Source organism: Rhizobium sp. UFLA01-1127 (assembly GCF_059803845.1).
Genome location: NZ_JAUQTZ010000012.1, coordinates 42,688 through 66,918 on the forward strand (window position 1 = coordinate 42,688; position 24,231 = coordinate 66,918).

At 61.1% G+C, this 24,231-nt stretch carries 26 protein-coding genes and 1 pseudogene; 13 read left to right on the forward strand and 14 right to left on the reverse strand.

The features are described from left to right. Positions 1 to 27: 27 nt before the first annotated feature. Positions 28 to 645 (reverse strand): LysE family translocator, encoded by a 618-nt coding sequence (locus Q4Q11_RS04890; RefSeq protein ID WP_498568816.1) that lies wholly within the window; start codon positions 643 to 645, stop codon positions 28 to 30. A 131-nt stretch (positions 646 to 776) separates the two neighbouring features. Here Q4Q11_RS04890 and Q4Q11_RS04895 point away from each other — a divergent pair, with 131 nt between their 5' ends. The 3 genes from Q4Q11_RS04895 to Q4Q11_RS04905 are packed head-to-tail and all read left to right on the forward strand — an operon-like array spanning position 777 to position 2,626. Continuing rightward, positions 777 to 1,334, forward strand: coding sequence for a cysteine hydrolase family protein (locus Q4Q11_RS04895; protein ID WP_498568817.1), 558 nt, complete (start codon positions 777 to 779; stop codon positions 1,332 to 1,334). A 24-nt stretch (positions 1,335 to 1,358) separates the two neighbouring features. Further along, a complete protein-coding gene (locus Q4Q11_RS04900) occupies positions 1,359 to 1,991 on the forward strand; it encodes a LysE family translocator (protein WP_112508369.1) in 633 nt (210 codons plus the stop codon). Then, on the forward strand, positions 1,991 to 2,626 hold the full coding sequence (locus Q4Q11_RS04905) for a hypothetical protein (protein WP_498568818.1): 636 nt from the start codon (positions 1,991 to 1,993) through the stop codon (positions 2,624 to 2,626). Before Q4Q11_RS04900 ends, Q4Q11_RS04905 begins: the two co-directional genes overlap by 1 nt. Before the next feature lie 3 nt (positions 2,627 to 2,629). On the opposite strand, the gene Q4Q11_RS04910 is transcribed toward Q4Q11_RS04905, so the two are convergent. Continuing rightward, a complete protein-coding gene (locus Q4Q11_RS04910) occupies positions 2,630 to 2,932 on the reverse strand; it encodes an NIPSNAP family protein (RefSeq protein WP_077468494.1) in 303 nt (100 codons plus the stop codon). Next, positions 2,929 to 3,843 (reverse strand): DMT family transporter, encoded by a 915-nt coding sequence (locus tag Q4Q11_RS04915; RefSeq protein WP_498568819.1) that lies wholly within the window; start codon positions 3,841 to 3,843, stop codon positions 2,929 to 2,931. The genes Q4Q11_RS04910 and Q4Q11_RS04915 overlap by 4 nt, the downstream gene beginning before the upstream one ends. Before the next feature lie 108 nt (positions 3,844 to 3,951). Here Q4Q11_RS04915 and Q4Q11_RS04920 point away from each other — a divergent pair, with 108 nt between their 5' ends. After that, the gene (locus Q4Q11_RS04920) at positions 3,952 to 4,416 is read left to right on the forward strand and encodes an Lrp/AsnC family transcriptional regulator (protein ID WP_112508376.1); all 465 of its coding nucleotides are present in this window, start codon (positions 3,952 to 3,954) and stop codon (positions 4,414 to 4,416) included. On the opposite strand, the gene Q4Q11_RS04925 is transcribed toward Q4Q11_RS04920, so the two are convergent. Both Q4Q11_RS04925 and dut read right to left on the reverse strand, forming a co-directional pair. Then, positions 4,413 to 5,294: a GNAT family N-acetyltransferase gene (locus Q4Q11_RS04925; protein ID WP_112508378.1), complete on the reverse strand. Its 882-nt coding sequence runs from the start codon at positions 5,292 to 5,294 to the stop codon at positions 4,413 to 4,415. The genes Q4Q11_RS04920 and Q4Q11_RS04925 overlap by 4 nt on opposite strands. Further along, positions 5,294 to 5,764, reverse strand: a complete 471-nt coding sequence (gene dut, locus Q4Q11_RS04930; RefSeq protein WP_112508380.1) for a dUTP diphosphatase — start codon at positions 5,762 to 5,764, stop codon at positions 5,294 to 5,296. The genes Q4Q11_RS04925 and dut overlap by 1 nt, the downstream gene beginning before the upstream one ends. A gap of 91 nt (positions 5,765 to 5,855) precedes the next feature. Here dut and Q4Q11_RS04935 point away from each other — a divergent pair, with 91 nt between their 5' ends. Further along, positions 5,856 to 7,439: a peptide chain release factor 3 gene (locus Q4Q11_RS04935; RefSeq protein ID WP_112508382.1), complete on the forward strand. Its 1,584-nt coding sequence runs from the start codon at positions 5,856 to 5,858 to the stop codon at positions 7,437 to 7,439. A 45-nt stretch (positions 7,440 to 7,484) separates the two neighbouring features. Here the strand turns inward: Q4Q11_RS04935 and Q4Q11_RS04940 are convergent, their stop codons facing one another. Both Q4Q11_RS04940 and Q4Q11_RS04945 read right to left on the reverse strand, forming a co-directional pair. Then, the gene (locus Q4Q11_RS04940; protein ID WP_113223085.1) at positions 7,485 to 8,312 is read right to left on the reverse strand and encodes a helix-turn-helix transcriptional regulator; all 828 of its coding nucleotides are present in this window, start codon (positions 8,310 to 8,312) and stop codon (positions 7,485 to 7,487) included. A gap of 73 nt (positions 8,313 to 8,385) precedes the next feature. Then, positions 8,386 to 8,778, reverse strand: a complete 393-nt coding sequence (locus tag Q4Q11_RS04945) for a nuclear transport factor 2 family protein (RefSeq protein ID WP_498568820.1) — start codon at positions 8,776 to 8,778, stop codon at positions 8,386 to 8,388. Between the two features lie 308 nt (positions 8,779 to 9,086). Between Q4Q11_RS04945 and Q4Q11_RS04950 the strand changes: the two genes are divergently transcribed. Next, positions 9,087 to 10,112, forward strand: coding sequence for an iron ABC transporter substrate-binding protein (locus Q4Q11_RS04950; RefSeq protein WP_498568821.1), 1,026 nt, complete (start codon positions 9,087 to 9,089; stop codon positions 10,110 to 10,112). 22 nt (positions 10,113 to 10,134) lie between these two features. Beyond that, positions 10,135 to 10,670: pseudogene (gene tsaA, locus Q4Q11_RS04955) on the forward strand (tRNA (N6-threonylcarbamoyladenosine(37)-N6)-methyltransferase TrmO). Between the two features lie 87 nt (positions 10,671 to 10,757). Here the strand turns inward: tsaA and betC are convergent. Beyond that, entirely contained in the window at positions 10,758 to 12,272 is a 1,515-nt protein-coding gene (gene betC / locus Q4Q11_RS04960; protein ID WP_498568822.1) for a choline-sulfatase, read from the reverse strand. 20 nt (positions 12,273 to 12,292) lie between these two features. Further along, a complete protein-coding gene (locus tag Q4Q11_RS04965; protein WP_498568823.1) occupies positions 12,293 to 13,240 on the reverse strand; it encodes a choline ABC transporter substrate-binding protein in 948 nt (315 codons plus the stop codon). 99 nt (positions 13,241 to 13,339) lie between these two features. Between Q4Q11_RS04965 and Q4Q11_RS04970 the strand changes: the two genes are divergently transcribed. Next, the gene (locus tag Q4Q11_RS04970) at positions 13,340 to 14,242 is read left to right on the forward strand and encodes a choline sulfate utilization transcriptional regulator (RefSeq protein ID WP_498568824.1); all 903 of its coding nucleotides are present in this window, start codon (positions 13,340 to 13,342) and stop codon (positions 14,240 to 14,242) included. A gap of 14 nt (positions 14,243 to 14,256) precedes the next feature. Here the strand turns inward: Q4Q11_RS04970 and otsA are convergent, their stop codons facing one another. Together otsA and otsB are read right to left on the reverse strand one after the other, a co-directional pair. After that, positions 14,257 to 15,633, reverse strand: a complete 1,377-nt coding sequence (otsA, locus tag Q4Q11_RS04975; protein WP_113215255.1) for an alpha,alpha-trehalose-phosphate synthase (UDP-forming) — start codon at positions 15,631 to 15,633, stop codon at positions 14,257 to 14,259. Between the two features lie 105 nt (positions 15,634 to 15,738). After that, positions 15,739 to 16,533 carry a trehalose-phosphatase gene (gene otsB / locus Q4Q11_RS04980; protein ID WP_113215256.1) on the reverse strand — a complete coding sequence of 265 codons (795 nt, stop codon included), beginning with the start codon at positions 16,531 to 16,533 and terminating at the stop codon, positions 15,739 to 15,741. 550 nt (positions 16,534 to 17,083) lie between these two features. Between otsB and Q4Q11_RS04985 the strand changes: the two genes are divergently transcribed. Next, positions 17,084 to 17,899 (forward strand): class II glutamine amidotransferase, encoded by an 816-nt coding sequence (locus Q4Q11_RS04985; RefSeq protein WP_113215257.1) that lies wholly within the window; start codon positions 17,084 to 17,086, stop codon positions 17,897 to 17,899. Here the strand turns inward: Q4Q11_RS04985 and coaBC are convergent. After that, on the reverse strand, positions 17,886 to 19,097 hold the full coding sequence (gene coaBC / locus Q4Q11_RS04990; RefSeq protein ID WP_498568825.1) for a bifunctional phosphopantothenoylcysteine decarboxylase/phosphopantothenate--cysteine ligase CoaBC: 1,212 nt from the start codon (positions 19,095 to 19,097) through the stop codon (positions 17,886 to 17,888). The genes Q4Q11_RS04985 and coaBC overlap by 14 nt on opposite strands. Before the next feature lie 214 nt (positions 19,098 to 19,311). On the opposite strand from coaBC, the gene Q4Q11_RS04995 reads away from it, so the two are divergent. Continuing rightward, the gene (locus tag Q4Q11_RS04995) at positions 19,312 to 19,758 is read left to right on the forward strand and encodes a nuclear transport factor 2 family protein (protein WP_498568830.1); all 447 of its coding nucleotides are present in this window, start codon (positions 19,312 to 19,314) and stop codon (positions 19,756 to 19,758) included. A gap of 154 nt (positions 19,759 to 19,912) precedes the next feature. Here Q4Q11_RS04995 and Q4Q11_RS05000 read toward each other — a convergent pair whose 3' ends face one another. Then, the gene (locus Q4Q11_RS05000; RefSeq protein ID WP_113215259.1) at positions 19,913 to 20,677 is read right to left on the reverse strand and encodes an SDR family oxidoreductase; all 765 of its coding nucleotides are present in this window, start codon (positions 20,675 to 20,677) and stop codon (positions 19,913 to 19,915) included. 119 nt (positions 20,678 to 20,796) lie between these two features. Between Q4Q11_RS05000 and Q4Q11_RS05005 the strand changes: the two genes are divergently transcribed. Beyond that, positions 20,797 to 21,702: a LysR family transcriptional regulator gene (locus tag Q4Q11_RS05005; RefSeq protein ID WP_498568826.1), complete on the forward strand. Its 906-nt coding sequence runs from the start codon at positions 20,797 to 20,799 to the stop codon at positions 21,700 to 21,702. On the opposite strand, the gene Q4Q11_RS05010 is transcribed toward Q4Q11_RS05005, so the two are convergent. Further along, positions 21,703 to 22,578, reverse strand: a complete 876-nt coding sequence (locus Q4Q11_RS05010) for a LysR family transcriptional regulator (RefSeq protein ID WP_112508418.1) — start codon at positions 22,576 to 22,578, stop codon at positions 21,703 to 21,705. Between the two features lie 97 nt (positions 22,579 to 22,675). On the opposite strand from Q4Q11_RS05010, the gene Q4Q11_RS05015 reads away from it, so the two are divergent. Next, the gene (locus tag Q4Q11_RS05015) at positions 22,676 to 23,959 is read left to right on the forward strand and encodes an MFS transporter (protein ID WP_113215260.1); all 1,284 of its coding nucleotides are present in this window, start codon (positions 22,676 to 22,678) and stop codon (positions 23,957 to 23,959) included. Between the two features lie 14 nt (positions 23,960 to 23,973). Next, positions 23,974 to 24,231: VOC family protein (locus tag Q4Q11_RS05020; protein WP_498568827.1), on the forward strand; the 258-nt coding region annotated here is incomplete at its 3' end.

A 24,231-nucleotide genomic window follows, 5' to 3' on the forward strand; every position in this document is an offset into this window, starting at 1 on the left:
CAACAGCCTTCTTTGAGGATGTTTTTTTCAGGCAGCACGCGCTGCAATGAAGGCGGCCGTGGCGGCGAGGATGCTGGCGGCGGCCCGGTTCAGAACCTGCAGCGCCCGCGGCTTCTTGAGAAGGGTTCGCGCCCGCGAGGCAAGCAGCATATAGGGCACGAGAACGATCAGAAGAATGGTGAAAGTCGCCGCCACAAGGATCGCATATTCGCGCAGGCCGATACTGCCGATATCGATCAATGTCGGCACCAGCGCGACATAGAAGAGCATGGTCTTGGGGTTGCCGAGCGTGACAAGCAGTCCGGAGAGGAAGGACATGCCGGCGCTGTTGGATTTTTTGGCCGCGATATCGGCGGCGAGCAGGCCGGCGGTCCAGAGCTTCCAGGCGATATAGCCGAGATAGAGCGCGCCGGCGATCTTGATGACGACGAAGACCTCGGTAAAGGCCTGCGCCACGAAGGCGAGGCCGAGAATGACCGCCGTCAGATAGATCGTATCGCCGAGCACAAGGCCAAGGCCCATGAAGAAGGTCTCGCGAAAACCGGAGCCGAGTGCGCGCGCCACGATCGCCGTGATGCCCGGGCCGGGAATGGCGGCGGCAATGAAAAGCGCGCCGCAATAGGCAAGCAAAGCCGCGAGCGTCATGAAGATCTTCCTCCTGAGATGGTATTCGGCTCTATCGCACCACTTCTGCGTTTTCAAGCGATTGCGCCGGCGCTGCGAACATATTACCAAGGCATTATTGGCACGTCGAAACTGCTTTGCCCAAGGATATCATGTCTCTCGCATTGCTCCTGATCGATCTTCAGAATTCCATCCTGACCGGCCTTGGCGCACCGAATCGTCAGCCGGCTATCGATGCCGCGCTGGAAACGGTCGTCGCCAAGCTCGCGGCATTGAAACACAGCGCCCGCGCTGCCGGCGTTCCGGCTTTCATCGTCCAGCATGACGGCGCTCCGGGACATCGCCTGGTCAAGCGCAGTGAAGGCTGGCAGCTGCGCCGCGAAATCGCACCGGAGGCAGGCGATGTCGTGGTGCACAAGACGAGCTGCGATTCCTTCTTCGAGACGGATCTGGAGGCGCGGCTGAGGGCACGGGGCGTTGCCCATCTCATTGTCGGCGGCTGCATGACGCAGTTTTGCGTGGATACGACTGTGCGGCGTGCCGTTTCGCTCGGTTTCGACGTGACGCTGATTTCCGACGGGCACACCACTGCCGATATGGGCAAACTGAGCTTTGAAGACATTGTCACCCATCACAATATGCTGCTTGACGGTTTCGATGCCGGACCGCATGAAATCAAACTGGTCCCATCCACGGAAATTTCCTTCTGAAGCCCTTTCCCCGCCGGAGGCTCTATGCCGCATCTGACCAGTATGATCGCCTTTGCCCTGATCGCTCTCGGCATGGTGCTGACGCCTGGGCCGAACATGATCTATCTGGTCTCGCGATCGATCTCGCAGGGGCCAGCTGCAGGATTGATTTCGCTCGGCGGTGTCGCCTGCGGCTTCCTTTTCTACATGTTCTCGGCTGCACTTGGCATCACCGCGTTCGTCCTTGCCGTACCCTTTGCCTATGATGCGCTGCGGCTGGCGGGCGCGGTCTATCTTGGATGGCTCGCCTGGAATGCGCTGAAGCCCGGCGGCCGCTCGGCCTTTCAGGTGCGCGCGCTTCCCAAAGATAGCACACGCCGGCTCTTCACGATGGGACTGGTGACGAGCCTGCTCAATCCGAAGGTCGCGATCCTCTATTTGTCGCTGCTGCCGCAATTCATTGATCCTGGCACCGGCAGCGTCTTTACTCAATCCATTGTTCTCGGCTTCGCGCAGATCATCATCAGCGTAACATTCAACGCCATCTTCGCGCTGAGTGCCGGCTGGATCGCGATGTTCCTCACCCGCCGCCCGTCCTTCGCGCTGGTGCAGCGCTGGCTGATGGGCACGGTGCTGGCCGGTCTCGCCCTGCGCATGGCTTTCGAGGCGCAGCGCTGATGAGGCGCCTTTCGCAGAGACTGGCGACCTGCCTTCTGGCGCTCTCATCGCTCTGCGTCTCCGCGTCAATCGCCTCGGCAGCCGAGACGGGTACGCAGACGATCGTCTTCATGCGCCATGGGGAAAAGCCTGAGGCGGGTCTTGGACAATTGAGCTGCCAGGGTCTTAACAGGGCTCTGGCGCTGCCGCCGGTGCTGGCAAAGCTCTTCGGCAAGCCCGCAGCGCTCTTTGCGCCGGATCCGTCGAAGCGCAAGAAAGATTCCGGTACCTCCTACGATTACATCCGCCCGCTCGCGACCATCGAACCCACAGCAATCGCCCTCGGCATGCCTGTCGATACCAGCTTCGGTTACGATGATATCGAGGGTCTGAAAGCCGAGCTGAAGAAGCAGGATTATGCCGGCAAGCTGATCTTCGTTGCCTGGGAGCACAAGCAGATCGTCGATCTTGCCCGTCAGCTGACGAGCGAGAATGGCGGCGACGCCAAGGCCGTGCCGAAATGGCATGGCGCGGATTTCGACAGCCTCTATGTGCTGCGCATCGGCGGCGGCAAGGCCGGACCGGGAGCGACCTTCGAGAAGATGGCCGAGGGCCTCGACGGCCGCCCTGAAGTCTGTCCGAATCCGGCTAAGTAGGCTCTAGAAGACTGGTCGCATGAAGCTACGTTCGTAGCTGACGATGCAGCGCGTTTCCTCGCCATAGGCAAGAGCGGCCTGGCATTCTGCATCCTCGGGTATTTTCAGCCGATATTCCTCATAGGCAGCAAGGCTTGGGAAGCTGAAAAGCGCCAATGCGATATTGCTTGCGCCCTCATGCGGCATGAAATAGCCATGATGCGTGCCGCCCAGCCGGTTGACCAGCGGAATCCAGAGCTTGGCATAGTGCTCGAACTGAGCAAGCTTGTAAGGATCGATGACATAGCGCAGGTAGCAGGTGATCATTCGGCCGTCCTCTTGGAAAGATGACCGCTTCTATGCCAGGGCAGCGGGATCGTCCAGCCGAGATTCATACCCGCGGCAGCGCCCAGAATGATGATCGCGCCGACGATCTGTCCGGCGCCGAGCACATGGCCGAAGGCAAAGCGATCGACCACGATGGCCGCGATCGGATAGATGAAGGATAGCGCGCCGGTCAGGTGTGTCGGCAGCTTCTGGATGGCGCCGTAAAGCAGCACATACATCACGCCGGTATGGACGACACCCATGGTGACGAGGATCGACCATCCGCCGATATCCTGGGGCGCGGCCGAAAAATTGGTAAAAGGCGCCAGCATCAGTATGCCTGTCGAAACCTGGATCAGCGCGATAAGATGCGGCGGCGTGCCTCTCAGCCATTTGGCGGCGATCGCCGCCAGCGCATAGAAGAAGGCGGCACCCAGCGACAGCAGGATGCCGATTGCATAGCTTCCCGAGCCCACTGCCTCTGCCGGCTTGCCCTCGACGATGATCGCCATGCCGGCAAAGGCAAGTGCCAGCCAGAAGAGCTTGGTGAAGGTGATCCGCTCATTCAGAAACAGTGCGCCGAGCCCAAGTAGCATGAAGGGCTGCGTGTTGTAGACGGTCGTGGCGATGGAAATGGAAGCGTGGGAATAGGCGGCGAAAAGCAGCAGCCAGTTGAGGACAATGGCGATCCCACCGCCGACAGCGATGGAAAAGGTTTTGAGATTAAGAATGCCGGGGCGCAGCAGGCCCATGGTCCCACAGATGACGAGCAGCGTCAGTGCGCCGAAGAAGCAGCGCCAGAAGACGACCCCGGTCACGGCCTGCCCCGACATCAGCACGAACCAGCCGATCGTGCCTGAAATCAGCATCGCCGCCGTCATTTCCCCTGTGCCGCGTTTTATCTCGTTCATCACCTTGGCTCCGGTCTATCTACGCCAATCATATTGCGGGCCAGCGGCAGGTGATATATATTTAATGAGGGGATATCGCGCATTTGCCTAATTAAACGAGGTTTTTATATGGGTTTTCCTAATGCGGCTTTGAATCTCGACGATACCGATCAGCGGATGCTCGAGGCGCTGGCGCGCAATGCCCGGATCTCTCTGAAAGAGCTGGCTGAGGTGGCTGCTCTGTCGTCACCGAGTGCAGCGGAACGGCTGCGGCGGCTGGAAGAGCGCGGCATCGTCTCAGCCTTCACCATCGATATAGCGCCCGAAGCGATCGGGTATCCGCTGCAGGCGATCGTTCGCATCCGGCCGCTGCCCGGTCAGCTCCATGTGGTCGAACGGATCATTCAGGAGACGCCGGAATTCATCGAGTGCGACAAGGTCACCGGCGACGATTGCTTTATCGGTCGCCTGGTGGTGCGCTCTATGGGTGAACTCGACGGCATATTGGACAAGATCACCGAGCGGGCCGAAACCAATACGTCGATGGTCAAGGCGACCCCGGTCAAGCGCCGCCTGCCGCCGCTTTCACGCTAGAATTCCGCCATCGGCGACAGGATGAACGGTCCAGCAATATCGTCTGCCGCTTTGCCGCGTGCCATAAGCATCGTGTAACCCTCATAAGGTTCCGGCGACGCCTCGCAATCCAGCCGATCTGGCGAAAAGCAGATTTCGATACGCTCAGGTTCGACATCAAGCATAGACAGAATCGTCGCCAGGGATGGAATGGTCGTTCCCGCTATGTCGAGAAGCCAGAACGTCGCGCCGTCAAATGTCCATGCAATGATGGCGTTATCCGCGAGTGCTGTCAGGCGGATGGCGGAATTGAAGCAGGCATTCAGCAGAAACATCTCCTTCTGCCTGACGACGGCAAATTGAGCAGAAACCGGTTGGCGGTTCTGCAGAAGCGTCTTGATCAGGCGTAGATCGTCAGGCGAGTCCAAGGAGAGCTGCCGGGCAGGTGGGCCGGGTTTCCGGGGTTCGGGCGTCTTCGCAATGAAGATATGCTGCGGCAAGATTCGAAAGCCGTACCGCTCATACAACGCAGGCTTGTCGGTGAGCAGCAGATCGAGTTCGTAGCCTTCGGCGGCGGTTCGGGCAAAGGCGCGCTGCATGAGATCGCGATAGAGGCCTCGTTCGCGCCATTCCGGCCGCACCGCGCCTGATTGATAGCCTGCTGCCTTGACGGCCGTGCCATTGATCATCATCGGCATGGAGAAGGCAGTGAAATTGGCGACGCAGCGGCCTTCGCTATCGAAATAGCCGAACGGCATGCTTGTCGGGTCCGGGCCTCCGAACGAAGCCTGCATATCGACATCGATCGAGAATGTATCCTGCAGCAACTCGGCGAGCGCTTTCCAGGCACAGGGATCGCCGAAATAATCCTGCCGGAACGTCAGTCCAGGTTCAGACATCACACACCGGTCGAGCCGAAGCCGCCTGCACCGCGCTTGGTCCCGGTCGCTTCCGTTGTCTCGACGATACGCGCCTGGATCGCCGGCGCGATCACCATCTGGGCGATGCGCATGCCGCGGATGATCTCGAAGGGCTCGTCACCGAGATTGATGAGCAGCACCTTCACTTCGCCGCGGTAGTCGCTGTCGATCGTGCCGGGGGCGTTCAGGCAGGTAATGCCGTTCTTGAAGGCAAGGCCGGAGCGCGGGCGGATCTGCGCCTCGAAGCCTTCCGGAATTTCGAAGATGAAGCCGGTCGGGACGAGAGCCCGTTTGCCGGGCGCGATCGTCAGCGTAGCACCTTCTTCAACGGCCGCGCGCAGGTCCATGCCGGCGGCCCCCTTGGTCTCATAGGCGGGCAGCTCAAGGCCTTCGCCGTGCGGCAGGCGGATGAGGTTCAGCGTCGGGCCGATATCGGTGTGAATGGTCATGCGGCATTAGTTTGCGCGCGAACGCCCGAGGTCAATTGCATTTAGGCCTTTGAGTCGCTAGATACGGCGCCAATTCACAGGATTCACACGCATGGCCGAAAGTCTCGCCGAGGCGGTCTCCCGCCGCCGCACATTCGCTATTATCGCTCACCCGGACGCGGGCAAGACGACGCTCACCGAAAAGCTGCTGCTGTTCGGCGGCGCCATTCAGCTTGCCGGCGAGGTCAAGGCGAAGAAGGATCGCATGCAGACGCGCTCCGACTGGATGAAGATCGAGCGCGAGCGCGGCATCTCGGTCGTGACATCAGTCATGACCTTCGAATATGAAGGCAATGTCTTCAACATTCTCGATACGCCCGGCCACGAAGACTTCGCCGACGACACGTATCGCACGCTGACGGCCGTCGATGCCGCCGTCATGGTCATCGACGCCGCCAAGGGTATCGAGCCGCGAACGCTGAAGCTCTTCGAAGTCTGCCGCATGCGCGACATCCCGATCATCACCTTCATCAACAAGATGGACCGCGAAAGCCGCGATCCCTTCGAAATTCTCGATGAAGTCGAAGAGAAGCTTGCGCTGGATACGGCCCCGGTCACCTGGCCGATCGGCCGCTCCAAGACCTTCTGCGGCTCCTATCATCTGGCCGACAACACGGTGCGCGGCTCCGATACCGAGGTCGAGGCGACCAAGGTGAACGGCCCGCAGGCTGTTGCCGACAGGCTGCCGGAAAACGAGCGCCAGGCCTTCATCGACGAAACGGAACTGGCGATCGAGGCCTGCCGTCCCTTCGATCGGGAATCTTTCCTTGAAGGCCACATGACACCGGTCTTCTTCGGCTCGGCGCTACGCAATTTCGGCGTTCGCGACCTCATCAACGCGCTCGGCGCATTCGCGCCGCCGCCGCGTGACCAGGTCGCCGATATCAGGACGGTTCACGCCACTGACGACAAGATGACGGCCTTCGTCTTCAAGATCCAGGCCAACATGGACCCAAACCATCGCGACCGCATCGCTTTCGCCCGCATCTGCTCCGGCAAGCTGGAGCGCGGCATGAAGGCGCGGCTGTCGCGCACCGGCAAGCAACTCGGTCTCACCGCGCCGCAGTTCTTCTTCGCCTCGCAGCGCCAGCTTGCCGATACCGCCTATGCCGGCGATGTCGTCGGCATCCCGAACCACGGAACGCTGCGCATCGGCGACACGCTGACGGAAGGCGAATCCCTCGTCTTCCAGGGCGTGCCGAACTTCTCGCCGGAAATTCTGCGCCGCGTTCGTCTTGAAGACGCGATGAAGGCGAAGAAGCTTAAGGAAGCCTTGCAGCAGATGGCCGAAGAGGGCGTCGTGCAGCTCTTCTCGCCGGAAGACGGCTCTCCCGCCATCGTCGGCGTCGTCGGCGCCCTGCAGCTCGACGTGCTGAAGGAACGGCTGATGGCCGAATACGGCCTGCCGGTGTCGTTCGAAATGTCGCGCTTCTCCGTCTGCCGCTGGATCTCGGCCGACCAATCCGCCGATCTTGAGAAATTCGTCACCGCGCGCCGCGGCGATATCGCCCGCGATCTTGACGGCGACCCGGTCTTCCTCGCTCAGGACGGCTTCTCGCTGCGCTACGAGGCGGAACGTTACCCGGCTATCAAGATGGCCGCGATCAAGGAATATCACGCCGTCAAGGCGGCTTGACAGCGGGACATCTAGCCACAGGCGATCGGCCTGTGGCTCATGCCGCTACTCCTCTGCAGTATTGATCAGCTCCGCGTAGCGAGCCTCCGTGGCGTCATCCAGCGGAAACATGCATTCGACCCGCAGCTCCTGGGTCGTGATCATTTGCGGCGTTCCGACCGTCGTCACCAGCGAGAAGAATTGCAGGACATGCCTGTCCTTCACGAAGGAGAGGGGAATGATCGGCGCATTCTCGATCGCCGGCGATGCCGGCCATTCGGCGTTCACATCGGGATAGGCGAGCAGACCGTCGATAAGCTCCTTCGTCCGCGTATCGATAACGCGGCCGACAGACTCGCGGAAGACGCGCCCCAAAAGGCTTTCCGCCGTCTTCTCCCAGTCCGCAATGAAGGGCCGCATGCCCGATGGATCGAACATCAGATGCAGGAGATTACGCGGTTTCGGTCGTGTGGCCATATCGGTGAACCGGCCGAAAAAGCGAAGCGTTGCATCATTGGTCAGCAGGACATTCCAGTAACGGTCCATCACGATGGCCGGGAATGGCTCGTGCTGACGCAGCATGCGCTCGAGCGCCTTGGTAACGCCCTGCAATTCCTCATCGTCAAAACTGCCTTCGGAATAGATCGGTGCATAGCCGGCGGCAAGCAACAGGGTGTTGCGCTCGCGGAATGGCACCTCCAGCGCGTCGGCGAGACGCAATACGTTCTGGCGGCCGGGCGTGCTCCTGCCGCTTTCGATGAAACTGATCTGCCGCTGCGAAATGCCGGTGTCGAGAGAAAGTTCGAGCTGGCTCTTTCCCCGTGTGTCGCGCCATGCACGCAGCTGCGGGCCGAGTTCGTTCGGCAATCTCAGTTCTGCGGGGAAAGAACTCATCCTGCAAAGCCTCGCTTCGTTCGTTCGTTTGGCGTGGCGGGGCCGTATTGGGTAGCCCCGCCACCCTCATTTCTTATGAGAAGGCAATCGGTCCGACCGAGCCGTACCAGTGGCGCACTTTCGTCGGATCGGTTTCATCCATGTAGAAGAAATGCGTCATGACCGGTTTGACCACCGCCCGCGTGCGGTCATCGGGCGTCATGATCACAGTCCCGCGGAACACTTTCAGCGATCCGCCGTCCCAATATTCGGTGACGTCATGCAATGCGGTGAAACCGGTGTCGATGAAGGCGCGCAGGTTTTCGCGAATGGCTTCGCGCCCCTTCCAGTCGGCAACGCCGAGATTGCATGTGGCGTCTTCCGCGAGGCAATCGAAGCCGTCCCCGAAGGTCTTGTCGTCGATTTCCCGCCAGAAGGCGAGCAGCCATTGCGGGGCTTCTTTCTTGGTAAATGACATCATTGTCATGGATTTCTCCCGAGCCTGCCGTTGGAATGATGTCGTGGCCATCGACGTCATGCCGGGCGAAGGCTCTCTTTCGTTGAAGGGCTGAAAAAGCTCTTCCTGCAAGAAGATGATCTTTAGATACCCCGGGACGAATGCTGCTCTCAATTACATGCGATGTAATGAAGACCCAGCCAGTCACGCTCCAAATCGGTGAGGTCGATACGGATGCGTTTCATTTTGGAATAGTGCCCTCGCGATGTTCCATCCGATATAGCGCTATGCCATAGTGCCGGCCCGGAGGATCTCTTCGATCAGGACGGGCAGTTTTCATGATGAAATTCCTTGCGGTTCTTGCTCTGGCCCTTGCCGGCCTAATGCCGGTCGCGGCCGAGGCGCGAATCATCACCGATGCAGCAGGGCGTACGGTGTCGGTGCCGGACAAGATCAACCGCATTTTGGTGGCCGGACCGCCCGCCGTCGTGCTGGTCTATGTGCTGTCGCCGGAGAAGCTGGTGGGCTGGGTTCACGCGCCCGATGATGCCGCTAAGGCCTATCTGATGCCGTCCGTGCGGGCACTTCCCACGATCGGCCGGCTGGCGGGCAAGGACGGCGCAATCGGCGCGCAGGCAATCAAGGATGCCAAGCCCGACATTATTCTCGATGTCGGCACGGTCGATTCCACCTATAAGGCTCTGGCCGACAAGGTGCAGTCCGAAACGCAGATCCCCTATGTGCTCGTGGATGGCAGCTTTGCCCGCACCGCCGCTACACTGCGCGATGTCGGCGCGTTGATCGGCGTCGAAGACCGCGCCGACAAGCTTGCCGATTACGCCGATTCGGCAATCAAGGATTTGAACGACAAGCTGGCCACGCTGCCGAACGATCCGCGCCCGCGTGTCTATTATGGCCGTGGTGCCGATGGCCTGGAGACGGGGCTTTCCGGTTCGATCAATCTTGAAATACTCGACGCCGTCGGCACGATGAACGTTGCCGCCGCCGCCGGCAAGGGCGGCCTTGCCAGGGTAACGCCTCAGCAGGTCGTCGGCTGGAACCCGGATATCATCATCGCCGAGACCCCTGCTTTCGCCGCCTCGGTGAAGAGCGATCCGCAATGGGCCGGCATCAAGGCCGTCAAGGACGGCAAGATCTTCGTACCGCCCTCGTTGCCCTTCGGCTGGTTCGATTCGCCACCCGGCGTCAACCGGCTTCTCGGCGTGCGCTGGGTGGAGAAGCTGCTCTATCCAAAACTCTTCCGCAGCGATTTTTCCGACGATGTGAAGGAGTTCTATAAGCTTTTCTACCAGGTCGATCTGACCGACGATCAGCTGGCGGCATTGCTGAAGGGCATGAAATAACCGCTCTATAAGGAAGGCACCCATGGTCCGGGAAAACGAAATTCGCGAAAACGAGGTGGCCGTCGATCCGCCTGCAGCCTCGGATGCGGGTCTCACCTTCATCGGCCGCATCTCCACGCCCTGGACATCGCGCATGGAAACGCCGCGGCAGGGCCGTCATGACGGCCCTGCCGGATCGAGATCTTCGAGCCCTGGGTGGCGGCGCTGCAGGGCGTAGAAGCCTTCGAGCGGCTGGAAGTCCTCTACTGGCTGGATCGCTCCCGCCGGGATCTCGTGCTACAGAGCCCGGCCAACAGCGGCAAGGTGCACGGCACCTTCTCGCTGCGCTCACCGGTTCGGCCCAATCCTATCGGCACATCCATCGTCAAGCTCGAAGCCGTCGAAGGAAACGTCCTGCTGGTGCGCGGCCTTGATTGCCTTGACGGCACTCCCCTGCTGGATCTGAAGCCGGACCGCACCCTGTTCAAGCCGATTGCGCCGCCGCAGCCCGGAGATTTCCAGACCGGCGACGGCGAGACGGCGCATTACTGCCAGAAGCGCGATGCACCTTCCCCTTGAGGCGGTTTCTCGCGCTGATTTTCACGGATAGTCTCCATTGTGACCGGCGCGACCATATCGCTCAACCGATGATGGGCTACCGAAATCCTATTCGCCGCGCGGATAGCGCTGGTTCTCTTCCAGCACGTTGAGGTCCATGTGATTGCGCATGTAGCGCTCCGATGCCTTCTGCAGCGGCTGATAGTCCCAAGGGTAGTAGGCGCCGTTGCGCAGCGCCGTGTACACCACCCATCGCCGTGCCTGGCTTTCGCGCACGGCAGCGTCGAAACTTGCGGGGTTCCAGCGTTCCATGGCCTGCGCTGTCAGTCGCTTCAACGTTTCGGCATAGGCCGGATCGTAAGCGAGGTTGCTCAACTCCTTCGGGTCCGCGTCGATGTCGAAGAGCATCGGCGGGTCCTTCTCGCAAAGGGTCAGCTTGTAGCGGCCGTCCCGCAGGCCCACGAGCGGCGCTTCGGAACCTTCTGCCGCATATTCCATCGGTACGGGGCTGCGGCTTCCTGCGCCGAGGGCGAGCGGCGTCAGGTCTTCGCCATCGGTCCAGCGGCGGAGCGAGGCGATGTCGATGCCGGCAAGGGCGGCGAGGGTCGGCGTCACGTCGAGCGTCGAAACCGGCTGATCGATGCGCTTCGGTTGCCAGCCTGGCGCCGATATCATCAGCGGCACGCGGGCCGAGCCCTCAAAGAAGTTCATCTTGAACCAGAGGCCGCGCTCGCCGAGCATGTCACCGTGGTCAGAGACGAAGAGGATGATCGTGTTGTCGGCCATGCGGCCGCGCTCAAGCGTTTCGAGGATCTCGCCGATCTTCTCGTCGACATAGGAGATATTGGCGAAATAGCCGCGCCGTGCCTGGCGGATCTGCTCCGGGGTGATATCGAAGGCGGTGTGGTCGCACGCCTTCATCAGCCGCTGCGAATGCGGGTCCTGCTGGTCGAAGGGGATTTCGCCGACTTCCGGGTCGAGCGCCGGGCAATCCTCATAGAGATCCCAGAAGCGCCGGCGTGCGACGTAAGGGTCGTGCGGATGCGTGAAGCTGACGGTCAGGCACCAGGGCCGCTCGTCATGCCGGCGCGAGAGATCGTAGAGCTTGCGGGTCGCGTGATAGGCAACCTCGTCGTCATATTCCATCTGGTTGGTGATTTCGGCCGTGCCGGCTCCGGTGACAGAACCGAGATTGTGATACCACCAGTCGATGCGCTCGCCGGGTTTGGTGTAGTCCGGCGTCCAGCCGAAATCGGCCGGGTAGATGTCGGTCGTCAGCCGCTCCTCGAAGCCGTGCATCTGGTCCGGGCCGACGAAATGCATCTTGCCCGACAGCGCCGTCTGATAGCCGGCGGCGCGCAGGTGGTGGGCAAAGGTCGGGATGTCGGAGCAGAATTCGGCGGCGTTGTCGTAGACGCGTGTGCGGCTCGGCAGCTGCCCGGACATGAAGGAGGCTCGGGCGGGCGCGCAGAGCGGGCTTGCCGTATAGCTGTTGGCAAAGCGCACGGAGCGCTTTGCCAGGGCCTTCAGGACCGGCGCATGCAGGAACTCGGCCGGGCCGTCGGGAAAGAATGTCCCGTTGAACTGATCGACCATGAGGATGAGGATATTCGGACGGGACATGTGAAGCTGTTTCCTTAGGATCAGAGGCCGATGGCAGCTTTGACGGCGCCGAGGCCGGGCTTGCCGTCCATAGTGGTGACGCCGGCAAGCCAGGGCGTCAAGGCATCTGGATGCGCCTTCAGCCAGGCGGTCGCCGCGTCCTTGGCGCTCTCGCCGCCGAGGATCGAGCCCATCAGCGAATTCTCCATTCCGATGTCGAAGGTCAGGTTATGGAAGAGCTTGGCGGCATTCGGGCATTGGGCGGCCCAGCCGGTGCGTGCCAGCGTATAAACCTCGGCGCCACCGTAATTCGCGCCGAAATAGGTATCGCCGCCGGAGAGATAGGCGATCTTGAAGCGCTCGTTCATCGGATGCGGCGCCCAGGCAAGGAAGACGATTGCCTGCTTCTCCTTCGAGGCGCGCTCCACTTGCGACAGCATCGCCTGCTCGCTCGATTCCACCAGTTCCCAGCCTTTCAGGCCGAAATCGTTGGCGTCGATCATCTTCTGGATATTGGCATTGGCCGGCGCGCCGGGCTCGATGCCGTAGATCTTGCGGCCGAAATCCTCGGCATGTTTCTGCAGGTCGGAAAAATCCTTGATGCCCTTCTCGGCAGCATAGGCCGGGACCGCGAGCGTGAACTTGGCGCTCTGGAGATTGCGGTTCAGCACTTCGGCCGCCTTCGCCTTGATGAGATCGTCGATGAAAGCCTTCTGCGCCGGCATCCAGTTGCCGAGGAAAACATCGATCTCGCCTGTCTTCATCGCCTGGTAACCGATCGGCACGGAAAGCGTCTTGATGTCGGGCTCGTAACCGAGGGCGGTGAGCAGCACGCCGGTCACCCCGTTGGTCGAGGTGATGTCCGTCCAGCCGGGGTCCGAAAGGTGGATCGTCTTGCAGCTATCGCCATCGGCGCGGGCGATACCGGCAGAGGAAAGGACGGAAAGAAGAGCGCCGGCGGTCAGCCGACCCATTGCAGACATGCGCATGACGATGGTTCCCTCTTGTTATTGGATTATTTTATTGAACATCACTAGAGTTCCCGCTGTGAAGCGGGCATTTTTCGATAGCTGGTAAAAGGAAATTTTATGGCTGAACGTTTGGTGGATCTCGGCTGGCTGCGGATATTTCTGGAGGTCGGGCGCTCCGGCAGTCTCTCCGCCGCCGCTTCGGCGCTCGGCCTGACGCAGCCGGCCGTCAGCTACCAAATCCGCCGCATCGAAGAGCAGATGGGTGTCTCCCTATTTCGCCGCCAGCATCGCGGCGTCGAGCTTTCGCCGGAAGGGCAGCGCCTGTTCGAGATCGTCGAAAAGGCGGTCGGCGGCGTCGACAATCTGGTGCGCAGCTTCCGCGTCGAGGCGGAGCGTCCATCCGTCCGTCTGCGCACGGACTATGCCTTTTCCGCTCTCTGGCTGATACCCCGTATGCATGCGTTCCGGCTTCTCCACTCGGAAGTGGATATCCAGATCGTCGCCACGCAGCGGCTCGATCGCGGTGCGCCGGAGAGTGGCGATATCGCCGTCTTCTTCGGCACGCGCAGCGAATTCGGTCCGGCGGCGACGCTGCTTTTGCCGGAAAAGGTCGTGCCGATCTGCACCAGGGGTTTTGCCGATCGCCATGGCCCGTTCACCGATCCCTCGCAGCTTGCAGGCACCACGCTCGTCCATCTCGATTCGGAGATACCGTCGGCCTGGTTCGATTGGGAAAGCTATCTTGCCGCCTTCGGCATTGCCCGGGATGCCTATGCCGGTCGTGGCGACCTGCGCTTCAATACTTATTCGCTGGTCGTGCAGGCCGCTCTCAGCGAACAGGGCGTTGCCATCGGCTGGATAGGGCTTGTCGATTCCCTGCTCGCCGCGAGGACGTTGGTAACGGCGGGTCCTATGCTGGAGGCGCCGGAGCGCGGCTACTGGCTGCTGCCGCCGGCCGCCGCAAACCCAGAGGCGGAACAACTGGTGCAATGGCTGCTCGCCGAAGCAGCCGCCGGATAATCATCAATCATGCTCTATTCCGTCGTAAGGTCGGCCAGAAATGTCTCGCACCAGCGCGAGACATCATTCTTGAGCAAGTGATCCATCATGCCGCGCCAGCGTTCCTGCCGCTCTTCCAGCGGCATGCTGATGCCGCGCGCCATCGCATTGGCTGTACCGTCGACATCGTAGGGATTGACCAGCAGGGCGCCTTTGAGTTCACGCGCGGCGCCCGCAAAGCGGGAGAGCACCAGCACGCCGGGATTTTCCGGATCCTGTGCCGCGACATATTCCTTGGCGACGAGGTTCATGCCGTCGCGCAACGGTGTCACGAGCCCGATCTTGGCGAGCCGGTAGAGGCCGGCGAGGATCGGGCGGCTGATCGAGCGGTTGATATAGCGGATGGGAACCCAGTCCACCGTGCCGATAGCGCCGTTGACCCGGCCGGCCTGTTCGGCAACCGCATGCTGCATTGCCTCATATTCCGGCACTTCGGAGCGCGATTTCGGGGTGATCTGCAGATAGGTGACGCTGCGCTGATGCGCCGGATTGTTGGTGATGAAACGTTCGAAGGCGTCGATGCGCTGGGTGATGCCCTTGGAGTAGTCGAGCCGGTCGACGCCGAGGATCAGATCGCGGCCTTCGATGCTCTTGCGCACCTTCTGCACCATGCTGTGCGAAGCGGCCTTGCGGGCAAAGGCGGCAAAACCCGCCGTCTCGATACCGATCGAATAGGCGCCGCCGCGAAAATCATGGCCATGGGCGCTGAAATGGCCGGGACTTTTCTCGATGCCCATGCCTTCGCGCCTCAGGCAGCCCGCGAAGTTTTCCAGATCGTGATCGGTCTGGAACCCGAGCAGGTCGTAGGAGGAGAGGCCCCGCATGATCTCCTCATGCACCGGCATGGCGAGCACGACATCTGCCGGTGGCCAGGGAATGTGCAGGAAGAAGCCGATGCGGTTCTTCAAGCCCATCTGCCGCAGCTCCGCCGCCAGCGGAATGAGATGGTAATCGTGCACCCAGATGATGTCGTCGGGTTCGATCAGCGGCGCAAGCCGGTGGGCGAAGAAGCGGTTGACGCGGAAATAGCCGGTCATTTCCTTGCGGGCATATTCGGCGAGATCGAGCCGGTAGTGGCAGATCGGCCAGAGGACGCGATTGGCAAAGCCCTGATAATATTCCTCGACATCGGTCTGCGTCAGGTCGGAGAGGGCATAGGTGATGTTGCCGTCCTGCGTCATCTGCAGCGGCTCCGGTTCCACGTCGCCGCTCGATTTGCCGGACCAGCCCATCCAGATGCCGCCGCGCTCGGCAAGTGCGGCCTGCAGCGCCACGGCGAGGCCGCCCGCGGCTGCTGCGCCCTTGTGATCGGGTACGGAAACGCGGTTGGAAACGATGATGAGACGACTCAATGAATTCTTCCTTTCGAGAAGGCCAAAGCAATTCCGGGAAAAGTGCGCAGCGGTTTTCCGTTCGGAATTGCGGGAGACTAAGAAGCTGGCCGGGTGATCGACGGATTACTTGACGAGCGTTCCCAGCACGTCTCTTAAACGCGCGGGCGAGCCAATGGATGCACGCGCCAGCGTTTTTCGGTCGCCTTCGCCGATGCGTACGGATTGGCCGCCAAGGCGGTTGGCGGCGGCAAACATCGTCTCGTCGGTCACGTCGTCGCCGATCGCGACCGGACGGCGTCCCTCGAACGGCTCTTCAGCGAGAAATGCCTCGACGGCATGTCCTTTGCTGGCATGCGCCGGGCAGATTTCGATCACCATCTTGCCGCGCTGAAGGGTCCAGTCGGAGCCGGCTTCTTCCAGATGGCGTTGCATGGCCTCGGCGATCTCGGCTTCGCTTGCCGGAGCATGCCGGAAGTGAACCGCGACCGCAGCCCCCTTGTCCTCGAAGATGGCGCCGGGCCAGGCCATGGCCTGACGCTGAATGACCTGTTTCATCTCCTGAAAGGCAGGCGGAATATGCGCCCGCCGCAGCCGTCCGGCCGCATCGCGGCGTTCCCCGCCATGCAGGCCGGCAACCGGAAAACGGAAAGGAGCGAAGAGCGGATCGACGAATTCGATGGCGCGGCCTGTCACCAAGGCCAAGGCGCCGCCGAGCTGGCGGGATAGGGCATGCAGCGTGCCTGGCAGATAGTCCGGCACGACGATCGCTTCCGGCCTTTCGGCAAGATCGAGCAAGGTTCCGTCGATATCGAGGAACAAGGCCCAATCCTGGGGATACAATGAGAGTGCGGTAAGGGCCGGCTCGTTCAGCGGCCTCGGCTTGGCTTCACCCTGTTCGGGCTGTTCCTGAGAAGACATGCTGGGTTAGCTAAGGCGCTCTTCCCGTTTGGCAAGGAAAAAAACGAACGGTTGAAAATCAAAAGGGGCCGCCTCAAGCGACCCCCCATGAGCTTTGGCCCGTAACTGGCCTGAAGCGGCAAACGCTTCGGGAAGGTGTTGGTCAGAGCGAGGGCTGCCTCGCAACGTTCACCACCATTTCCATGCCGTATACAAAGACCGAAATCTCACTAGACATTGGATCACCTTCCTTTCGTTACGTTTCAGACAAGCTAAACGTAGCTCAAAATTGGCCCGATGCAAGTGGTTCGGCTTTGGAGAGTTTCACATTGTCGTCGCGTTGAAATGTCTTGGCTCGACACCTCTTCGAGGAAAGCCCTGCTACAACGGCCTTCACGAAGGAAATGTTGCGATGCAGAATGTGATCGGACGAAGCGTCAAATATCTGTCATCTTGCGCTGCAGGCGATGGAAAATTAAGACTTTATTACCCATTCCGCATAAACAATCATCCAAGATTTGCCATTCTCCCGCGGGACAGGAAGACAGCGGGAATCGGAGTATAAAGACGCATGTGTCGCTGGGCAGCCTATCGTGGAGAACCCCTCTATCTGGAGGAGCTGGTATCCTCGCCTGCCCACTCCCTGATTGAACAATCCCATTGCGCCACACGCGCCAAGACGGCGACCAACGGCGATGGTTTCGGCATCGCCTGGTATGGCGATCGGCCGGAGCCCGGCCGCTATCGCGATATCCTGCCGGCCTGGTCCGATTGCAATCTGAAGAGCCTAGCGCGGCAGATCCGTTCGCCGCTCTTCCTCGCCCATGTCCGTGCGGCCACCGGCGGCGGCACGCGGCGCGACAATTGCCACCCCTTCGTCCTCGAAAACTGGTCGTTCCAGCACAATGGCCAGATTTCCAATTTCGACCGTCTGCGCCGGCCGATGGAAGCCATGCTCGACGATCGGCTTTTCCATGCCCGCAGCGGGACGACCGATTCCGAGCTGCTCTTCCTGCTGGCGATGCAGTTCGGTTTGGCGACCAGTCCGATTGCGGCGATCGCACAGACCATCGGCTTTGTTGAAGGATTGTCGATCCATCTGACCGGCTCTGTGCTGGTGCGCTTCACGGCAGCCTTTTCCGACGGCAAGTCGCTCTATGCCATCCGCTATGCGACCGACCGCAAGGCGCCGACGCTCTATGCTTCGCCCGTCGGCGCGGGATACTGCCTCGTATCGGAACCGCTGAACGACGACATCGATGCCTGGCGCGAAATTCCCGACGGCAGTGCCGTTCTGATTGACGATAGCGGCGTCCATGTCACGCCCTTCCAGCCGGAAGAGCGAGCAGCCGCGGAGCGCCAGCCGATAGCCGCTATCCCTGCTTGAATCGTTCGGCGATCAGGGCTGCGAGCCGCGCCGCCACTTCATCCTTGTCGAGGTCCGGCCATTGCTCGGCGCCGTGGTGACTGATGATCTTCACGCGATTCCGCGCGCCGCCCATGATGCCGGTCGCGGGTGAAACGTCGTTGGCGACGATGAAGTCGGCGCCCTTGCGCTCCAGCTTCGCGCGCGCATTGCTTTCGACATCCTGCGTCTCCGCGGCAAATCCGATGACGAGTTTCGGCCGCTGCGTGTGGTGGCCGACCGTTTTCAAAATGTCGGGGTTTTCCGTGAGTGCCAGAGTCGGAATGGATTCGCCCGGATGTTTCTTGATCTTCTGATCGGACGCGGAGGCCACCTTCCAGTCGGCGACCGCCGCTACCATAACGGCGATGTCAGCCGGAAGGGCTGCAAGAACGGCATCGCGCATTTCGTCCGCGCGTTCGACATGGATGACGTGCAAGCCGACCGGATCGGGTATGGAGACCGGGCCTGAGACGAGGGTGACATCGGCGCCGAGCGCCGCAAGCGCCGCGGCTATCGCATGGCCCTGCCGTCCCGACGAGCGGTTGGCGATATAGCGCACCGGATCGATCGGCTCATGCGTAGGTCCTGAGGTGACGACTGCCTTCTTGCCGGCGAGGGGCTTCGCGCCGCCATCCAGCCGCTTCTCAACGGCTGCGACGATATCGAGCGGTTCCGCCATCCGTCCTGCGCCGCTCTCGCCGCTCTCGGCCATTTCGCCGGTCATGGGGCCGACGAAGGCAATACCGTCGCTGCGCAAGATCTCGACGTTGCGTCTGGTGGCCGGATGAGCCCACATCTTCGGGTTCATGGCGGGGGCAGCGAGGACCGGCCGGTCCGTGGCCAGCAGTATGGTCGAAGCCAGATCGTCCGCCAGCCCGTTTGCCATCTTGGCGAGCAGATCGGCCGTTGCCGGCGCGATCAGCACGAGATCGCAGTCGCGCGCCAGCCTGATATGGCCGACATCCTGCTCATCCTGCCGCGAAAACAGATCGGTGAAGACATGGTCGGCGGCGAGCGCGCCGACGGCAAGCGGTGTGATGAACTCCTGCGCACCCGATGTCATGACGGGCCGCACACTCGCGCCGCGCTCGCGCAGCCGGCGAATGAGATCGAGGCTCTTATAGGCCGCGATACCGCCGGAGATGATGAGAAGGATGCGCTTATCCGCGAGAACCATGCCTGAACCCGTCGCCTGTTCTTTGTCCGTAAGCCTAAGCCTTTGGCGTGTCATAGGCAATCGCAGCATCCTCTCATTATGGTTGTGATCCTTCCTTTCGAGCCATTTTCGACAGGGGATTACAACGGTCTCACGCCCTTGTCATTTGCTGAGGGTCTTTGTCTCGGACAACGGTGAACAGGTTAACGACCAAAGGAGCAACGCCTTGAAACTGATGAAAATCGCGATGATCGCCCTGCCAATCATGGCCGCTGCCATGCCGGCCTTTGCCGAGCATGCCTATTCGCCGCAAGAGCTGAAGAACAGGGAAATCGTTCTGGATTTCTACCAGAAGGCGCTGAACGACAAGGATTTCGACGCAGCCTCCAAATATCTCGGCAAATACATCCAGCACAATCCTCTTGCCGCCGATGGTCCCGAAGGACTGCGCGGTTTTCTGGAATACCTGAAGAAGAACTATCCGCAGTCGAAGAGCGAGATCAAGCGTGTGATGGTCGACGGCGATTATGTGATCCTGCGTGTCCATGCCGTTCGCCAGCCAGGTGACCGCGGCAGCGCCATCGTCGACATCTTCCGCGTCGAGGATAACAAGATCCAGGAACATTGGGATTCGGTGCAGCCGATCCCCGAGACGTCGAAGAACAGCAACACGATGTTCTAAGCGGAAGCGTCGCAAGGGAAGTAGGAGCGGCGGCCCGTCCTCATCTATTCAAAACATTCCAGCAACATGATCCCGCAAGCAATTCACGTTAGCGGGATCATGTTCGCGTTTCGAAGTTGCCGATACCGGCAACAATAATTGCGTCGTCAAAACGTCAGGTACGCGTGATCGACAGGCCGCCGTCGACGAGCGAAGCCGTGCCGCTGACGAAACTTGCGTCATCGGAGGCGAGATAGAGGACCGAGCGAGCGATCTCTTCCGGGCCGGCGACGCGCTTCAGCGCATGCAGATTGGTAATGAAAGCCTGCTTGTCGGCCGTATCGTTCATTTCGCGGTACATATCGGTATCGACAGCGCCCGGCAGTACGGCATTGACGCGCACGTTCTGCGGGCCGAATTCGGCGGCGAGTGCCTGAGTCAGGCCGATCAGGCCGGATTTGCTGGCGGCATAGGCGGCAACGCCGGGGAAGCCGACGGTATGGCCGACAAAGGTCGAGGTGAAAATTACAGAACCACCGCCGCCTTTGATCATTTCGCCAATTTGGTGCTTGGCGGCCAGGAACGACGCGGTGAGGTTGATCGCCAGCGCTTCGGCAAAACCTGCCTCCGAAACCCCGGTGCTCGGACCGGCCTCGCCGAGCGTACCGGCATTGTTGAAGGCGATATCGAGCCTGCCGTAGCGCTCGACGGCGAGAGCGACCAGCGCCTTGTGGTAGTCTTCCGAGCGTACATCGCCAGCCAAGACGGCTGCTTCACCGCCGGCGGCCTTGATCTCGGCGGCAAGGCTTTCCAGCTCTGCGCCACGGCGAGCGCCGACGACAACCTTGGCGCCCTCGGCGGCAAAGAGCTTTGCCGTGACGCGGCCGATGCCGGAGCTGGCGCCGGTGACGATTGCAACTTTTCCATTCAAGCGATTCATTGTTCCATCTCCTTTGTGAGGACGTGTCTTTCGGTTTGTCCGATACGTGGAACATGGCCTTTTCCGATCGTTCGGATTAGTCTGCAAAAAGAGGAATTCGAATTCGGAGTTTCCGAACGATGCTGAAGATCGACGGGATCGTGACATTCGTGACTGTAGCCGAGGCCGGCTCGATCAGCGAGGCGGCGCGTCGGCTGCGTCTGTCGAAATCCGTGGTCAGCGAACGCCTGTCGGAAATGGAAAAAGCGTTGGGCGCTACCCTGCTCCATCGCACGACCCGCAAGCTGACCCTGACGGAGGATGGCGCTGCCTTTCTGCAGCGCGCGACCCGCATCGCGCAGGAGGTTCGCGAGGCTGCGGCCGATCTCGCCGAGCGGCGCGGCACGCTGATAGGACCTCTGCGCATCGCCGCGCCCGTCACCTTCGGCCGCCTGCATCTGGGGCCGGCTCTCTATCCGTTTCTCGCCGAGCATCCGGAAATCGAGCTGACGCTCGATCTCGATGACCGCCGGGTCGATGCCGCCTCGGATGGCTATGACGCGATCATTCGTCATGGCTTGATCGCCGACTCGCGTCTTGTCGCGTGGAAACTCGCCCGCAGTCGCCGCCTTCTTGTGGCGTCGCCGGACTATCTTAGCCGCCACGGCAAACCCGCGTCGCTCTCCGATCTCGAAGATCAACGCGGCATTTTTTACACCAATCGCGGCGTTGCGGACTGGCGTTTCGAGGGACCGGACGGCGCAGTCGTCATCCGTGCGAAGCTGGCATTGGGTGTCAACAACGGCGATATCCTCCACGATGCCGCGATTGCCGGACTTGGTATCGCCTTGTTGCCGGCCTTTATAGCCGGACCATCGGTGAGGGAAGGTCGGCTTGTTGAAATCGATGTCGGCTATCGCCCCGAGCCGGAATTCATCTTCATGGCCCATCCGGAGGGGCGCAATCCGTCGGCCAAACTTCGCGCTATGGCCGATCACCTGAAAAAGGTCTTTGGCGATCCGCCTTATTGGGAGCGGGGCACGTAACTAGGCAATCAAGCTCATGAGATTGGCGATGACGGGCGATCTCTGCGCCTTGAGGCTGGCAAGGCCAAGACGCGCCACGAGCGGCGGCCCGTCGATCGGCCGATAGGCGACGCCGTCGAGCTTGATCTGCGCGATCGAGGCGGGAACGATGGAAACGCCGAGATTGGCGGCGACGAGATTGACGACGGAGGGGATCTGCGGCGCTTCCTGCGTCACCACGAGGTCGAAGCCGGCTTCGCGGCAGGCCGCGACGATATCGTCATAGAGGCTGAGACCCACCATGCGCGGAAAGAGAATGAAGGGTTCGCCGGCCAGCCCCGAGATCGGCACGCGCTCCTTTTTCGCCAGCGGATGATGTGCGGGCAGCGCGATCAACATCGGCTCGTCGGCAAAGCGCTTCAGGCGCACATCCCGCGGATCTTCCAGTCCCGGCCGAATGAAGGCCGCGTCGATCTCGCCGCGCATCAGCCGCTCCATCAGCGCATTGGTGTTCATTTCGGTCAAAGACAGCCGCACCTCCGGCCAGTGTCCGCGGAACTCGCGAATGGTTGATGTGACGATGGTGTTGAAGGCGGAAGAGGCGGTGAAGCCGAGCGACAGGCGGCCGATTTCGCCGCGATTGGCGCGTTGGGCGGCGAGCTTTGCCTTCTCCGCCGCATCGACCGCCATTTTTGCTTCCGCGAGAAAGGCCTCGCCTGCCGCCGTCAACTCTGCGCCATGCGGCACGCGGTGGAACAGTTGCGCACCCACTTCGTTTTCCAGGTCCCGGATCTGTTGGCTGAGCGGCGGCTGGCCGATGCCGAGATTGGCCGCGGCGCGGGTAAAGTTTCCCGCCTCCGCGAGCGCCAGAAAATAGCGGATATGACGCAGCTCCATCGCTATCTCCAAAAGCTATTGAGATCGCCTGTTCCATATATTGGACTAATGAAGCCGATCTGACTAGATTCCGGAGCAAGAAAGGTTGGGTGTCCCGATGTCTCGCGCTGCTGGCAAGCAGGAAGCCACTGCTTCCGAAGTTCCGTCCCGTCCCGAATTGACACTCGTCAGGATTGCGCCGCCGGCGGAGTCCCGCCAATTCCTGATACGCGGTACGCCTGCCTTCCGCCATGCGACCATCGCGCTGTTTCTCTCCGGTTTTGCTACTTTCTCGCTGCTCTATTGCGTGCAGCCGCTGATGCCGATTTTCTCCCAGGATTTCGGTGTCACACCAGCGGCTAGCTCGTTGTCGCTGTCACTTTCGACCGGCTTCCTGGCCTTTGCGATCTTCGGCGCGGCCGCCGTTTCCGAAAGCCTCGGCCGCCGCAGCCTGATGTTCATTTCGCTACTGGGCGCCGCGATCTGCACGATCGTCTGCGCGGTGTCGCCGAGTTGGCACATATTGCTCGTCGTCCGCGCGCTTGAGGGCTTTCTTCTGGGCGGCGTGCCGGCTGTCGCCATGACCTATCTGGCGGAAGAGATTGAGCCGCGCGGCCTTGGCGGTGCCATGGGCCTCTATATTGCCGGCAATGCCTTCGGCGGCATGGCGGGGCGTGTGGTAACGGGTTCGATCGCCGAATATCTGAGCTGGCGACCGGCGCTGGCAACCGTCGGCATTCTCGGCCTGATCGCCGCCATCGGCTTTCTCTACCTTCTGCCGCCGTCGCGCAATTTCATCCCGCGCAAAGGCTTCGATGCCGCCTTTCATGTGAAAGCCTGGAGTGGACACTTCACCAACGCTGCGCTGCCGCTGCTCTTTGCCATCGGCTTTCTCGTCATGGGGGCCTTCGTCACGGTCTATAATTATGCCGGCTTCCGCCTCGTCGCCGCGCCTTATAATCTAAGCCAGACCGAGCTGGGCCTGATCTTTACCGCCTATCTCTTCGGCATTGCCGCCTCTTGGGCAGCCGGTCTGCTCGGCGATCGCATCGGCCATTTCGTCGTGCTGCCTGTCGGCGTGCTGATCGCTGCACTCGGCGCAGCGGTGACGCTTTGCAGCTCTCTGCCGCTGGTCATTCTCGGCATCGTCCTGGTGACGATCGGCTTCTTCATGACCCATTCCGTCGCAAGCGCATTGGTCGGACGGCTGGCGCGTAGCTTCAAGGGCCACGCCTCCTCGCTCTACCTGCTCGCCTATTATCTCGGCTCCAGCATTGCCGGCTCCGTCGGTGGCTATTTCTGGCTTGCCGATGGCTGGAACGCCGTGGTTGCCTTCATCCTTGTCATGCTGGCACTCTGTCTCGTCAGCGCCCTTGCCGTCGCCAGGCTGGCGCGCCGTTGAGGTAGGAGGCTGCCATGGTCCGCATCGATCATCTCGATCATCTGGTGCTCACGGTCGCGAGCATCGAGGAGAGCTGCGATTTTTATGCACGCGTCCTCGGTATGGGTGTCGAAACCTTCGGCGAGGGCCGCAAGGCTCTGACCTTCGGCAACCAGAAGATCAATCTGCACCGCGCGGGACATGAGTTCGAGCCGAAGGCTGAACGGCCGACGCCGGGCTCAGCCGACCTTTGCTTCATCAGCACAACGCCTCTGGACGATGTCATCGCTCAC